Below are 14,048 nucleotides of genomic sequence, written 5' to 3'. Positions count from 1 at the left end.
CAGCTTCTTCCCATTCAATTCTGGCGTGATTCTATGGATCTGGTAGGAGGTAAGAAATCAGACCAGTGACAGCAGAATACATAAAAGTGTCTATTGTGTTAATCATTTGTTTTAACTTGGCGTTTAAACAGTCTCTTTTGCCAGTTATTGAGTAAAAATTGAACGTTGATGCTGATCTGCATCACAAAAATAATTTTGGCTATTTGTGGTGATTGGGCGCTAATGGGTGAGGATTGTGGCGTTAAAGGAGAAGAACGAGCAGACAACCGGATTGTCTGCTCGTATAACGGACACGACGCCGCCTGAGTCAGGATCGCGTTAAACCCGGTTAAATCGACCAGTGCAAACGGGACTCCAGTTCCTGCGCCACCGGGTTCAGTGACTCCTGCATATCCCCGATCAACACCATGTTGGCTCCCTTGAGCGGCACTATCTCCCCCTTGAGCTGGCCATCATCGAAGTTAGGCTCAAGGGTCAGTGGCACATGCTTGGGTACCAGAAACAGGGTGACAGGCCCCATCTTGCCCTGGATCACCATGTGCAGCGCCGGCCCCTGGTAGAAAGCACAGTGATTGACATAGGTTACTTTCATGCCGTCCATGCCCATCAGGGTGGCGCCATATTTTTCCATCTTGGCGTTGATAGTACGCAGGCTCACCTTCTCATCCACATCCTTGATGAAGGGCTCCTCCCCATAGACGTGAGCCATGGCGACCTGACCGAGGGAAAGCTCTCCCGGAGTTGTCAGTGGCCAGCTTAACCAGCGGGTACTCATGCCAAGCAGGAAGGCGACCGACGCGGCCATGGCCAGCATACGCCAGCTGGTGTGTGGGCGAGATGGCAGCGGGACAACCTCTGGCTCTGCCTCCAGCGCCTGCCTGAGCAAAATACGCTCGGCCAACCCGGCCGGCACCTCGACCTCCATGGCCTGATGCAGGTGGCGATCCAGCTGCTTCATCTCGTCCATGTGCTTGCGATTGGCAGGGGAAGCCTGCGCCGCCTCGAGAAACTCGGGAGTCTGTTCCAGTGGATGGGTGATGGCCCGACGGCGAAATTCCAGCTCATCCATGGGTATGTCCTCTTTGTTGTGTCTTTGACTCCATGGCCTCTTTGATCTGGTTGCGGGCCCGAAACAGGCGAGTCATGACGGTATTTTTGTTCAATCCCAGCTGCGTCGCTATCTCGTCGCCGCTGAATCCCCCCAGCACCTGCAGCAGCAAGGGTTCCTGATATTCGGCGGGCAAACGGGCGATATGGCGTCTAAGCCATTCGTGCTCCATCTCCTGCTCGCTGTGCAAGGCATCCGGATCGCTCTGGGGATGCTCGTCGAGATCGATGAGATCAAATTGCCTGCGCTCGAAACGGCGGGCGTTCTCCCGCCGCAATATGGTGATGAGCCAGGCCTTGGCGGCTTTGTCATCGACCAGCGTATCAATGGCCTTCCAGGCGCGCAGGAAGGTCTCTTGCACCAGATCTTCCGCCACCTGGGGATCTCTGCACAGCCAGTAGGCGTAGCGGTAGATGTCCCCGTGCAGGGCATGCACCAGAGCCTCGTATTTGGTTTGTTTGTCTGCCATGCCTTCATAGACCGGAGAAGCCGTTGGATCCTTTCCGACCGTGGCACCTTTTTTTCTGAAAAAACCTAACGCCATCGCTGGGCTTCCTTTTAAATGGGGGATCCTGAGGGATCAGTGGCCTCGTCGGGCCAGCTGCCGGAGGCCATAGGCTATCGCAAATGTCTCGTACGCGCACAGCGGGCCGGCGAGCCCTTGCCAACAAGCCAGGTTGTCAAGTGATGTCCCATGGGCGGTGAAACAGGCCCGTTCCAGCGCGGCAAGTCTGGCTGCCAGGTGGGGATCCTGGCGACAGGGCAGGGTGGTGAGGTGGGCATGACGCCGGTGCCAGCGCAGACCGGCCCACTTTAGCAGAGCCTGTCTGGCATGGTTTGCATCTGCGCGCTGCAGCGTTTGTTGCAAGCGGTAGAAGGCGTGCCAACGTGGCCACCCTTGCCAGAGTGCGCGTAGCAGCAGGGCCCAGATAACCCAGTAGAGGCTCTCATCACTGGGGCCAACAGGTCCGCGTTCTGCGGGCGTGGTCGCATCCATGTGCACCGATATGGCAGGTAGACGAGCATGTTCGATGCGCCCGTTTTGGGTGTTGAACCAGGGCACTTCTATGACTGGCAGCAGATAGTCGCCAGGCTCGGTGGCAGTGAGGGCCTGACGCCACTGGCGCTCGAAACGCAGCGCCCCTTTGGCCAGAAAGCGCTCCTGTTGTTGCTCTCCGTCCGGCCTTGCCTGCATGCCAGCAGGCATATTCGCAGAGATCCCCGCCAGTTGGGATAAGACTCGCGTGCCATCACCCCCTTCCATTATCAGCGTCAGCGTGCGGATCACCGGCTCGCCGGCCCTGGCGCCCGAAGCCGGACTCAGCTGCTGGCTCAGGGTCAGCTGGCTTGCCACGGGTTGCACCGGCGCCTTGTCAATCTTCACAAACAGGGTAGCGGCTCTGGCCGAGAGGGGGTCGCTGGTGCCGTTATCCTGCGGAAAACGGCCCTGAAAACGCGGCGAGGCCAGTGGGTGAAGTCCGGGGGCTCGGGCTTGCAACAGCCAGCTGCGGGTCAGCCGACCCGGTAATCCCGGTCCTGCCGGGGCTTGCCATTGATCATCCCCGAGTCGACGTATGGTAAAAGCGTCACTGTCTGGTTCGGTGAGATTGGGGGCCTCCATGTTGGCTGGCAGCCAGAGGCTGAGCTCATAGATGAAGGGCTGACCGGGATAGAGGGGCCCCTGATGCAGCACCCTGGCCTGCAATTCGATGGGAGAGAGGGCTGCTTGGCTGGGTGCGGATACAAGAGTCCCGGTCTGGCTGCGTTTTGGCAACGGCACCTCAGGGGTCTGTTCCGATCCCAGTGACAGTGCGGGAACAATATGGGGACCGGCATCCAGGGTATGCAGCGGGATCTGCCAGCGGGTCAGGCTGTGGACTGGCGTTGTGACCCGGCTGATGGTCACCTTGCCCACAGCGAACTGGCGCAGCAGGGGGGTGATGATGAGCTCGTTGCTCTGACGCTCACCGTCCGCTTCTACGATAAGCAACCAGTCGCGGCTGTCGGCACCCGGCAGCAGCTCGGCCCGTGGCGGCGCTGCCAGCACTGGGTGTGCAAACAGCCAGAGCAGCAGCCAGCAAGGGAGTAAGAAGCGAAGAAGAGGCGCGCTCTTTACCAAGGCTCTTCTCCTTTGTACTCCTGGCCCCATTCTGTCTTGAGCAACTGACGGCGCTGAGCCTCTTTGCGCAGCCGCTGCTCCAGCAGCAACACTGGTGGCGAGGGGGGGAGCTGGCTGTCCGGCGAGGCCGCTTGCTCGGGAGCGTCTATGGGGTCGGGATCCTGCGCCTGTGGGGTCGCTTGCGGTGGCTGAGCCCGCAGCAGAGCAAGGTTGTAGCGTGCATCCTCGTGATTGGGCTCCTTCGCCAACGCAGCCAGATAGGCTTGCTCGGCAGCGACAAGGTTACCGAGTTGCACCAGTGCGTTGCCCCGGTTGTAGTGAGCAGTGGCACTGGTTGCACTCGCATAGGCGGCGGCGGCCTGGGCATAGTCGCCGGCTCTGTACCAGGCATTGCCACGCCAGATCGGATCCTTGAAGTCGCGTGCTGCAGCCAGATAGCGTCCCTGTTGATAGGCGTGCCAGGCCTGGCTCTCCTGCACGGATAAGGAGGTAGTGGGAGCGGCCTGCAAGGGCTGAGGGTTGAGGATCCCGAATCCGGTCCCCAGCAACAGCAGCCAGAGTGTGCCGACGCGGGCCAGCAGAGCCAATGGCAGCAGGGGCAGCAACAACCAGAGGCCGAGATCCTGCGACTGATTGGCCGTCAATGTCTGGGTCATGGGGAGCGGTGCAAAGCGTGGAAGCCCCGCCTGCAACCACTGCAACTGGCCACCCAGCTCGCGGGCAAGCTGTTGCATGATCGTCACATCGGTGGCTGGCAGCTCGCGGCCGAGCGCTGCACCAAAGCCCTGCACTTCGCCGGAGACGGGGGGCAACCGGCTGGCCTTGCCGCCGCTGGCGAGCAATATATCCAGGCGTGGCGCTGCACCTTCATGGCAAAACAGCTCGCCCTGGCAGGGCCAGAGTGCGCGGATCCGGTCAGCCTGTCTTGCCGAGAGGCCGTCGCTGATCAGCAGCAGTCGTGCACGCTGGCCTGGGGCTATCTGGCTGAGGGCCAGCGCCACGGCGCGCTCGGGGGCGCTCCCCTGTTTGGGCATGATGGCCGGACGCAGGTCGGGCAACAGCAGCGCTATGGCCTGATGATCCCGGGTGGCAGGCATGGCGAGGTAGGCATCACCGGCAAACAGAATAAGGGCGATGGGGCGCCCCTCTTTGTTCGGGAGGGCCTCGGCCAGCATATCTTGCAGCAGCAGGCGCACCCGGGTTGCCCGGTCCGGCAGCAGATCGGTTGCCAGCATGGAGCGGGAGAGATCCAGCAACCAGATGTCGAGGGCGGGGGATGCAATGGACTGGCTCTGCTGGCGCAGGGCGGGGCCACTCAAAGCCAGTATGACGGGCAGACAGGCCAGCCAGAGCCAGGGACGGGTGCGGTGGCGTCCCGGCAGCAGGTAGGCCTGCATGGCGGGAGCAAGCAGAGGGGCCTGTTTGCGACGACGCCAGCCCTGCCACAACCAGGGCAACAGGGCCAGCAGCCAGAGCGGGCGTAGCAGTATCAGCTCCATGATGGCCATCCGGGGCAATGGCGATCAATCATGGGTGTCTCCCCGTTGCAGTTGGGGGTGCAAACGCAGCAGGCGGGGCCAGTGCAGACGGTCGGGCCACATCAGCAACAGCCAGGCGAGTGCCAGGGGCCAGGGATAGATCTCCCGGTTCGGCAGATAGCGGGTTCGGGCCGTGGTGGCAGGCTCCAGGGTATCCAGGGTCTGGTTGATGGCATCGAGATCGCCCTGGGTCCTGGCGCGGAAATAGCGGCCCTGACCCACCTTGGCCAGCTGTTGCAGCAGGGCCTCGTCCAGCTCTGCACTGGGGTCGCTTTGCGCCGGTTGCAGCGCGTCGACGAAGGTATCGGGGTCGGCACCCACCCCCAGGGTGTAGAGGGTCATGCCGCTGGCGGCAGCCCGCCGGGCCTCACTTAGGGGATCGGCGCTGCCCGCCGTGTTGCGGCCATCTGTGACCAGCAGCAGGGCAGTGGGGCGTTTGGGATCTGCATGCTGGCGAGCCAGCAGTATGGCTTCTCCCAGCGCAGTGGTGCGGCCAACCAGATCAAAATCGAGCTCATGGGTCAAGGTCAGCAGGGCCTTGGTCTCCTGGGTCAGGGGGGAGAGCAGGTAAGCGTGATCGGCGAAGACGATGAGGGCAATGCGATCGCCGGGGCGGGTTTCGATCAGTCGGCTTATCTGCTGGCGCACAGCGCTGAGCCTGTCCCGCTGCTCCCCCTGATCCAGCATGTCCTGGGTGCGCATGCTGTCGGAAAGGTCTACCGCCAAAATGAGATCCCGGCTGCTCTGGTAAGTGACCAGGGGGGGCTCCTGCCATTGAGGACGGCACAGGGCCAGCACCAGGGCGCACCAGCACAGCGTCATCCGCCAGAGTGGCTGGCCGGCATGGGGCCGCAGCAGGGGAAAGCCGTCGTGCAACAGCAGGGTTCGGTTTTGTTTGTCAGCAGAGAGTGGCGGCAGGCCGAAGCGCACCAGCAATGGCAGCACCAACGCCAGCGCAAACCAGGGCCAGGCGAGGATCATGATGGCCTCCGGTCACGCAGGTGCCTGACACCTTGCTGCCAGCGGTTGAGCAAGACGGCCATCCCGGATGGCAGCCAGATGCAGGCTCGCCCCCAACTCAGGTAGGCGCAGCGCAGTGCCTTGAGTTGCCTGGCGTTTGGCGCCCCCTGGCCATAGAGCCATTGGGGCCACTGGAGGGTAAATTCCCTGAAGCGGCAGCCCCCTTTGCTGTCCAGAAACGCGAGCCAGGCATCCCCTTGCAAGGTACGCACCTCGGGCCAGCGGCGCAGGGCTGCTTCGCGCAGCACGGTTTGCAATCGTGGCACCAGATCCGGCGCCTCCCAGTCAATTTGTCGCTGCCAGCGGCGATAGCGTCCAAGGTTTTTCAGCGTCATGCAGATCAGCACGGCAATCAGAAGAGTGATCAGCAGCCCCCACCAGCCCTGAATACGGGGATCTGATGCTGCGACCAGCATGGGGCCCGGGTGTATGTCACGCAGTTGCGCCGCCAGAGGTGAGAGGGGCGGGATTGTGGCCACGGCAGTGGATGCGCTGGCGAGCAGCATGCTCAAAACAGACGACATGCACCCTCCTGCCACTGCTGTTGCAGCGACTGGCCGTTGTCGAGCCGGTAGAGGCGTTGTACCAGCGGCAGTAATTGCTGGTGGCACTGGCGGGCCAGACGTTCGGCAGCCAGCTGGTAGCGATGAGCAAAGCCAGGCTCAGTGGCATCGAGCCAGCCGTTCTGCCTGACTGCCTGCACGGCCAGCCGTCCCTGGCTTGGCAGGCTCGCCTCCAGCGGATCCCGGATCTGCCAGCAGTGGATGTCGTGGCGCCGCCCGAGCAGTTGCAACTGCTGGCTGAGCGACTCATCGCAAGGCTGGTGGTCGGTGATCAGTGTCAATCTGGCGCCGTGAGGCAGGCTGAGTCGCGCCAGCGTCCGGGCCAGGGATTGCGATTGCAACGGCGTGCGATCCAGCCCCTCGTCATAGTGATGGCAAAGCGCTTCCAGCAAGGGCACCAGAGAGCCGCGCTGGGGGTGGATATGAAGCTCTGCGCCGTGGCAGATCAGGGTGTTGGCCTGTTTCTCTCCCTGCCACAGCAGGGCTGCGGCCAGCTCACATCCCAGCCGGGCCTTGAGTTGTATCCGTGAGCCAAAGTACATGGCAGGGGAGAGATCAATCAGCAGCCAGTGGGCCTGATCTTGCTCCTCGCTGTAGAGTCGGGTGTAGGGGCGCCCCAGCCGGGCAGTGACCCGCCAGTCGATGTGGCGCACCTCATCCCCCGCCTGATAGGCGCGCAGCTCGCGAAAGGTGAGCCCCGGCATGCGGCCAAGTCTGCCCTGCTGGGCCGGTTGGACGCGAGCCCTCGGCCCCTGTCTCGCCCACAGCCTGATGGCCAGCAACTGGGCCAGGGTGAGGGCAATATCGGGGTGTGCGCGGGGATCGTCCGGTCTGGTCATGGGCATGGGGTTGCTAGGGGCATGGTATCGCGTCCAGTAGCCGGGCGATCAGGGTGTCGTTATCGAGATTGTCGGCCAATGCCTGATAACTGGGAATGAGGCGGTGGCGCAGTATGGCGGGGGCCAATTGCTGTATGTCTTCCGGCAGCACGAAATCCCGTCCGGCGAGCCAGGCCTGGGCGCGGGCGGCGCGGGCCAGGCCTATGCTGGCCCTGGGGCTGGCACCGACGGCAATGAAGGGTTCAAGCTCGGGGCACAGGCCGCTACCCGGGCGGGTGGCGCACACCAGTTGCACCAGATAGTGCTCGAGCCGCCCCTGCATCTGTACCTCTTGAACGCCGGTGCGGGCTGCCAGCAGATCGGCCTGACTCAGGGTCACTGGCGGGGGGGCTAGTTGCTCGCCCCGGGCGTTGAGCTGCAAGATGGCGAGCTCCATGGCGGGGCTCGGGTAATCCACCATCAATTTAAGCAAGAAGCGGTCGAGCTGGGCCTCCGGCAACGGATAGGTCCCCTCCTGTTCGATGGGGTTCTGGGTCGCTGCGACCATGAAGAGCGGCGGCAGGCGCCAGCTCTTCTTGCCTACCGTTATCTGGTGCTCGGCCATCGCCTCCAGCAACGCGGATTGCACCTTGGCGGGAGCCCGGTTGATTTCATCGGCCAGCACCAGGTGATTGAACAGGGGGCCGGGCTGGAACACGAAGCTGGCATCTTGCGGGTGAAACACCTCGCTGCCGGTGAGATCGGCAGGCAGCAGATCGGGGGTAAACTGGATACGGGCGAAGCGCCCCTCCACCGCACTGGCCAGTGCCTTGACTGCACGGGTTTTGGCAAGGCCGGGCGCCCCCTCGATTAACACATGTCCTTCACATAGCAGGGCGATCAGTAGCCCCTCGATGAGGGCGCCCTGTCCCAGGATCTGGCTTGCCAGATAGTCTCTCAGTTGTCTGAACTCGGCCGCTGCCATGGGATGAACCCGTTGTTTTTATGGACGTTGTTCTTTTTATACTCCAGTTGTTCCAAGAGGGCGAGGGAGGGGGCCAAGATGACGGCAATTTAGTTTCAATCAGCCGTATGAAATTTGTGAGTGGATTGTTAAGATGTGGCCCAATGAGGTCAGACCTCTGCCTTTTAACCCAAGGAGCCAGGATGAAACAGCCATTGAAACTGACGACTCGCCAGGGCGAACGGATTGCCGTCGTGGCGGGTCTGCGTACCCCTTTTGCCAAACAGGCCACCGCCTTCCACGGCGTGCCTGCGGTGGATCTTGGCAAGCTGGTGGTGAGTGAACTGCTCGCCCGTACCAGCCTCGATCCCAAGCTTATCGACCAGCTGGTGTTCGGTCAGGTGGTGCAGATGCCGGAAGCGCCCAACATAGCCCGCGAAATCGTGCTCGGTACCGGCATGAGCGTCACCACGGATGCCTATAGCGTGTCTCGTGCCTGCGCCACCAGTTTCCAGGCGGTGGCCAACGTCACTGAATCCATCATGGCCGGCACGGTCGACATCGCCATCGCCGGTGGTGCCGACTCCTCTTCCGTGCTGCCCATCGGGGTCAGCAAGAAGCTGGCCCGCGCCCTGGTGGATCTCAACAAGGCGCGCAATCTGCAGCAGCGCTTCAATATTCTGCGTGCACTGCGACTCAAGGACCTGATGCCGGTTCCCCCTGCCGTGGCTGAATACTCCACCGGCCTCTCCATGGGACAGACTGCCGAGCAGATGGCCAAGAGCCACCAGATCAGCCGCGAGGCGCAAGATGCGCTGGCCCATCGCTCCCACACCCTGGCGGCGCAAGCCTGGGCCGATGGCAAGCTGAGCGGCGAGGTGTTCACCGCCCACGTGCCCCCCTACAAGTCGCCGCTGGAGCGGGACAACAACATCCGCGAGAGCTCGGATTTGGCGAGCTACGCCAAGCTCAAACCCGTGTTTGACCGGGTGCATGGCACAGTCACTGCTGCCAACGCCACCCCGCTGACCGACGGTGCCGCCGCCGTGCTGTTGATGCGGGAAGGGCGAGCAAAAGAGCTGGGGCTGGAACCGCTCGGCTATATTCGCAGCTTCGCGTTTTCCGCCATCGACGTATGGCAAGACATGCTGATGGGCCCCTCCTATGCGACGCCGCTGGCGCTGGAGCGCGCTGGCATCACACTCGCGGATCTGACCCTGATCGACATGCACGAAGCCTTTGCCGCCCAGACCCTGGCCAACCTCAAAATGTTTGCGAGCGCCGAGTTTGCCCGTGACAAGTTGGGGCGCAGCCAAGCCATAGGTGAAGTGGACATGGACAAGTTCAACGTCCTCGGTGGCTCCCTGGCCTATGGTCATCCTTTTGCCGCGACCGGTGCGCGCATGATCACCCAGACGCTTCATGAGTTGCGTCGTCGGGGTGGGGGATTGGGGCTCAATACCGCCTGTGCGGCGGGCGGGCTCGGTGTGGCCATGGTGTTGGAGGTGGAATGATGAGTGCGAAGACTTTTTCCCTGACGGTACGTCAGGATGGCATCGGTATCCTCACCATGGACGTACCAGGCGAGAGCATGAATACCCTGAAGGCCGCCTTCGTGGACGAGATCCGTGCCGTGCTGGCCGAGGTGAAAAATAACAGCGAGCTGATCGGGCTGGTGGTGGTCTCCGGCAAGAAGGACTCCTTCATCGCAGGTGCCGACATCAGCATGCTGGCGGCCTGTACCAGTGCCGAAGATGCCCAGACCCTCTCTCGCGAAGGGCAGATCATCTTCGCCGAGATCGAGTCGCTGGCCATTCCGGTGATCGCCGCCATTCACGGCCCCTGCCTCGGTGGCGGGCTGGAGCTGGCACTGGCCTGCCATGGCCGTGTGGTGACCGACCACGGCAAAACCGTGCTGGGATTGCCGGAAGTACAGCTCGGCCTGCTGCCAGGTTCTGGCGGGACCCAGCGTTTGCCGCGCCTCATCGGCGTGGCCAAGGCTCTGGATCTGATGCTGACCGGCAAGCAGGTGCGGGCCAAACAGGCCAAGAAGTTGGGGCTGGTGGACGATGTGGTGCCGCCTTCTATCCTGCTGGATGCTGCCATCAAGTTGGCCAAGCAGGGCAAGCCCCGCCATCAGTTGAAACGGGATCTGCAAGGAAAGGTGCTGGAAACCAATGCGCTGGGTCGCAAGGTGCTGTTCGATCAGGCACGCAAAGGCGTCATGAGCAAAACCCGCGGCAACTATCCGGCGCCGGAGCGGATCCTGGAGGTGGTGCGCATCGGCGTGGAAGAAGGGATGCAGGCCGGTCTGGCCGCTGAATCCCGCCACTTTGGCGAGCTGGTGATGACGGCAGAATCCGCCGTCCTGCGTTCCCTCTTCTTTGCCACTACCGAGATGAAGAAAGAGGTCACCTATCAGGGTGCCGAGCCACGCAAGGTCACCCATGCCGCCGTGCTGGGCGGGGGCCTGATGGGGGGCGGGATCGCCTTCGTCACCGCCACCAAGGCGGGGGTGCCGGTGCGGATCAAGGATGTAGCGAGCGCCGGCATTGGCAATGCCATGCGTTACAGCTACGACATTCTGGCCAAGAAGCTCAAGCGCCGTCACATCCTGCGCAGCGAGCTGGAAAAACAGATGAGCCTGCTCTCCGGTACCCTGGATTACTCCGGGTTCCATCGGGTAGACATGGTGGTGGAGGCGGTGTTTGAAGATCTCGCTCTCAAACACCAGATGGTGAAAGAGGTGGAGCGCGAATGCGGTGAACACACTGTGTTTGCCTCCAACACCTCCTCCCTGCCAATCCATCAGATAGCGGCAGAAGCGGCGCACCCGGAGCGGATCGTGGGGCTGCACTATTTCAGTCCGGTGGACAAAATGCCGCTGGCCGAGATCATTCCCCACGCCGGTACCAGCGCCGAGACGGTGGCCACCACGCTGGCGTTTGCCCGTGCCCAGGGCAAGACCCCGATAGTGGTGAAAGACGAGGCCGGTTTCTACGTCAACCGCATCCTGGCGCCCTACATGAACGAGGCGGCCCGCCTTGTGCTGGAAGGGGAGCCGGTGGAAGTGCTGGACAATGCCCTGCTGGACTTCGGCTTTCCGGTCGGCCCCATTACCCTGCTCGATGAGGTGGGGATAGACGTGGGGGCCAAGATCTCCCCCATCCTCGAGAAAGAGCTGGGTGGCGAGCAGTTCCAGGCACCCAAGGCGTTCGACAAGCTGCTGCAAGACGATCGCAAGGGGCGCAAGAACGGCAAGGGTTTCTACCTCTATGGCAAGGCTGCACCACGCAATCGGCTCACCGGCAAAGAGGGCAAGAAAAAGGTCGATGAGAGCGTTTACGCCGTGCTCGGGGTCAAGCCTGCACCCAAGCAATCCAGGATGGAAATTGCCGAGCGCTGCGTGCTGATGATGCTCAATGAAGCAGCCATGGCGCTGGACAGCGGTGTGGTAGCCTCGGCGCGAGATGGCGACATTGGTGCCATCTTCGGCATCGGCTTCCCGCCCTTCCTCGGTGGCCCGTTCCGTTATATGGACACCCTCGGCATCGACCATCTGGTGGAGCGTCTCGAGCACTACCAGAAACGCTATGGCGACCGATTTGCCCCCTGCGATCGCCTCAAGGCAATGGCTGCGGAGCAGCAGCGTTTCTACGGGTAACGCTTGTCGGAAACCTGATCCATGCTCTGCCTAATGGCCCGAGCAGGATGAAAGTGGTGGCCTGTTGCCTCGGATAACAAAAGACCCCCCTCAATGGCATGAGGGGGGTCTTTTTGTATTGCTATCCCGCTAGGGTGGCTTGCACGGGATGTGACTGCGATCGGCTAGATCCTCAAGCCGAGGAGTCAGGCCTTTTTCAGGTAGGCGGCGACCAGCACTATCTGTACGCCGTTGACCTTGCCTTCGATGTGCAGCGGGTTGTTGGTCAGGCGGATGCCCTTGACCAGGGTGCCGCGCTTGGCGGTGAAGCCGCCGCCCTTGACGTCCAGATCCTTGATCAAGGTAACCGAGTCCCCTTCGACCAGCACGGCGCCGTTGGAATCCAGGGTCGGTACGCTGTCGTCATCGTCGCCAGCCTGGCCAGCTTCGGCCCAGGCCTTGGTCTCGTCTTCCATGTACATCATGTCCAGCATGTCCTGCGCCCACACTTCGCCCTGGCCGGACAGGGCTTTCAGCTGACGCCACGCCATGACCTGCACGGCAGGAACCTGGCTCCACATGCTGTCGCCCAGGCAACGCCAGTGATTGACCACTGTGGTGTCCGGCTGTTCCAGCTGGCCACGGCAGGTATCACACAGGGCAAGGCTGTGATCATCATCGCTGGCCGGTGAGTGGGGCACAGCGAAGGCAGTCAGTGCCTGTTCGGCGCCGCACAGTTCACACTTGGCGCCCGCGCGCGCTTGCAGGATGGCATTGATGGTCATGTTTTGGTTCCATTCATGTTGGTAAAATGGCCCGCCTTGAGCGAACCAGGGTAAAGAGGGGGCGGAATATAGCATAAAACCCCTCTCTTTGTCAGGCCAAGGCCCGGGCTCCGGGTTGTTTGTCTGGTTGACGCCTGTGCTTATAGTTGCCTGCCGGGGCAAGGCCAGGGTTAATGACCGCCGGTCAGGCCCAAGCCCGGTCTCATGGCGGCCTATCCGCATTGGCGAGTGCTTTTTGGGAAGGGATCGCTAAAATGAGCCTCTTTTTTGACTGCAAGGCAGGGGCAAGCGTGCTGGCTCAACGTTTTCAACAACTGGATAGATTGCTGACCGAGACCCGGCGCTGGTGGCAATACCAACCCTATCATCACCTGAACCTGGCTTTTGCCGACGAGGCTCCTGCGCTGGCAGCGCAGCTCAACGCCATGCCCCTTGAGCAGATCAATCGGCTCGATGGTGACATGGGGGCCCTGTGCGACCTGCTCGCCCCCTGGATCCCGGCGGGGGAGACGCTACACGCCTTGAGTGAACTTGCGCTATTTACCCCGGAGCCCATCCAGTGTGCCAAGGAGATGGCGCTGCACATGCCGGGTCGCAAGCAGGCGCAGATAGAAGCCTTTACCGGCTGCCTGCCACCCCATCAAGGTCCTTATCTGGAGTGGTGCGCAGGCAAGGGCCATCTGGGGCGGCTGGTCTCCCTGCATCGGCAGGCAGAGATCTTGAGCCTGGAGCTGCAAGGCCCGCTTTGTGAAGAGGGCCGTCGGCTGGCGGCCCGCGACGGGGCTCGCATGCATTTCGTGCAGGCGGATGCCTTTGCGGCAGATGCCGGCCAGTTGCTCGTCACGGATCACCACGCCATGGCGCTGCACGCCTGTGGCGAGCTGCACACTCATCTGCTGTCGCTGGTGGCAGAGCGCGGCGCTCAGGGAGTGACCATCTCTCCTTGTTGCTATCACCTGATCCGCGGCACCCACTATGCCCCCTTGTCTGCTGCTGCCAAGGCCAGCGCGCTTGCGCTTGCCAAGGCGGATCTGCGGCTGCCGCTGCAGGAAACGGTCACGGCTGGCGCGCGCATCTCCCGCCTGCGCGAGCAGGAGGTGGTATGGCGGCTCGGTTTTGACTGCCTGCAACGCCAGGTGCGCGGGGTTAACGAATACCTGCCGGTGCCCAATATGCAAAAAAGTCTGCTCACCGGCAGCTTCGAGGCGTTTTGTGAATGGGCGGCCGAGCGCAAGGGGATAGCCCTGCCTGCGGGGATGGATCTTGCCGCTTTTCTGGCGCAGGGGGAGGCGCGTTATGGCGATGTCGCTCGCATGGAGCTGGTGCGCCATCTGTTTCGTCGTCCGCTCGAGATCTGGTTGGTGCTCGATCGGGCGCTCTTCCTGCAAGAGCATGGCTACCGGGTGGAAGTGGGAGAGTTCTGCGACAAGCCCATGACGCCGCGCAATGTTTTGATCCGTGCCGTGCGATCCTCGCTCGCATGAACCTGT

General features: G+C 62.2%; 12 protein-coding genes. 3 read left to right on the top strand and 9 right to left on the bottom strand.

The window, feature by feature from the left end; translation table 11 throughout:
• Nucleotides 1–328: 328 nt before the first annotated feature.
• The 8 genes from AC1P02_RS17100 to AC1P02_RS17065 are packed head-to-tail and all read right to left on the bottom strand — an operon-like array spanning nucleotide 329 to nucleotide 8,151.
• The gene (locus tag AC1P02_RS17100) at nucleotides 329–1,069 is read right to left on the bottom strand and encodes a DUF3379 domain-containing protein (protein ID WP_485182737.1); all 741 of its coding nucleotides are present in this window, start codon (nucleotides 1,067–1,069) and stop codon (nucleotides 329–331) included.
• Nucleotides 1,062–1,652, bottom strand: coding sequence for a sigma-70 family RNA polymerase sigma factor (locus AC1P02_RS17095; protein ID WP_011898743.1), 591 nt, complete (start codon nucleotides 1,650–1,652; stop codon nucleotides 1,062–1,064). Before AC1P02_RS17095 ends, AC1P02_RS17100 begins: the two co-directional genes overlap by 8 nt.
• Nucleotides 1,653–1,688: 36 nt before the next feature.
• Nucleotides 1,689–3,227 (bottom strand): BatD family protein, encoded by a 1,539-nt coding sequence (locus tag AC1P02_RS17090; RefSeq protein ID WP_485182736.1) that lies wholly within the window; start codon nucleotides 3,225–3,227, stop codon nucleotides 1,689–1,691.
• Nucleotides 3,221–4,726, bottom strand: a complete 1,506-nt coding sequence (locus tag AC1P02_RS17085) for a VWA domain-containing protein (RefSeq protein ID WP_485182735.1) — start codon at nucleotides 4,724–4,726, stop codon at nucleotides 3,221–3,223. The genes AC1P02_RS17090 and AC1P02_RS17085 overlap by 7 nt, the downstream gene beginning before the upstream one ends.
• A gap of 24 nt (nucleotides 4,727–4,750) precedes the next feature.
• On the bottom strand, nucleotides 4,751–5,746 hold the full coding sequence (locus tag AC1P02_RS17080; protein ID WP_485182734.1) for a VWA domain-containing protein: 996 nt from the start codon (nucleotides 5,744–5,746) through the stop codon (nucleotides 4,751–4,753).
• Nucleotides 5,743–6,309, bottom strand: a complete 567-nt coding sequence (locus AC1P02_RS17075) for a DUF4381 domain-containing protein (protein ID WP_485182733.1) — start codon at nucleotides 6,307–6,309, stop codon at nucleotides 5,743–5,745. The genes AC1P02_RS17080 and AC1P02_RS17075 overlap by 4 nt, the downstream gene beginning before the upstream one ends.
• Nucleotides 6,294–7,187, bottom strand: coding sequence for a DUF58 domain-containing protein (locus tag AC1P02_RS17070; protein WP_485185479.1), 894 nt, complete (start codon nucleotides 7,185–7,187; stop codon nucleotides 6,294–6,296). Before AC1P02_RS17070 ends, AC1P02_RS17075 begins: the two co-directional genes overlap by 16 nt.
• A 13-nt stretch (nucleotides 7,188–7,200) precedes the next feature.
• Nucleotides 7,201–8,151, bottom strand: a complete 951-nt coding sequence (locus AC1P02_RS17065) for an AAA family ATPase (protein ID WP_021140047.1) — start codon at nucleotides 8,149–8,151, stop codon at nucleotides 7,201–7,203.
• A 182-nt stretch (nucleotides 8,152–8,333) separates the two neighbouring features.
• Between AC1P02_RS17065 and fadI the strand changes: the two genes are divergently transcribed.
• Together fadI and fadJ are read left to right on the top strand one after the other, a co-directional pair.
• Nucleotides 8,334–9,644, top strand: coding sequence for an acetyl-CoA C-acyltransferase FadI (gene fadI, locus AC1P02_RS17060; RefSeq protein WP_005311309.1), 1,311 nt, complete (start codon nucleotides 8,334–8,336; stop codon nucleotides 9,642–9,644).
• Nucleotides 9,644–11,794, top strand: a complete 2,151-nt coding sequence (gene fadJ, locus AC1P02_RS17055; protein WP_485185477.1) for a fatty acid oxidation complex subunit alpha FadJ — start codon at nucleotides 9,644–9,646, stop codon at nucleotides 11,792–11,794. The genes fadI and fadJ overlap by 1 nt, the downstream gene beginning before the upstream one ends.
• A 185-nt stretch (nucleotides 11,795–11,979) precedes the next feature.
• Here the strand turns inward: fadJ and AC1P02_RS17050 are convergent, their stop codons facing one another.
• Entirely contained in the window at nucleotides 11,980–12,558 is a 579-nt protein-coding gene (locus AC1P02_RS17050; RefSeq protein WP_017412092.1) for a PhnA domain-containing protein, read from the bottom strand.
• Between the two features lie 254 nt (nucleotides 12,559–12,812).
• On the opposite strand from AC1P02_RS17050, the gene AC1P02_RS17045 reads away from it, so the two are divergent.
• A complete protein-coding gene (locus AC1P02_RS17045) occupies nucleotides 12,813–14,042 on the top strand; it encodes a methyltransferase (protein ID WP_429179210.1) in 1,230 nt (409 codons plus the stop codon).
• Nucleotides 14,043–14,048 lie beyond the last annotated feature (6 nt).

Source organism: Aeromonas sp. TS_SC_11 (assembly GCF_057318915.1).
Note: the sequence above shows the minus strand (reverse complement) of the source record. Positions and strands in the feature narration are given on the sequence as shown.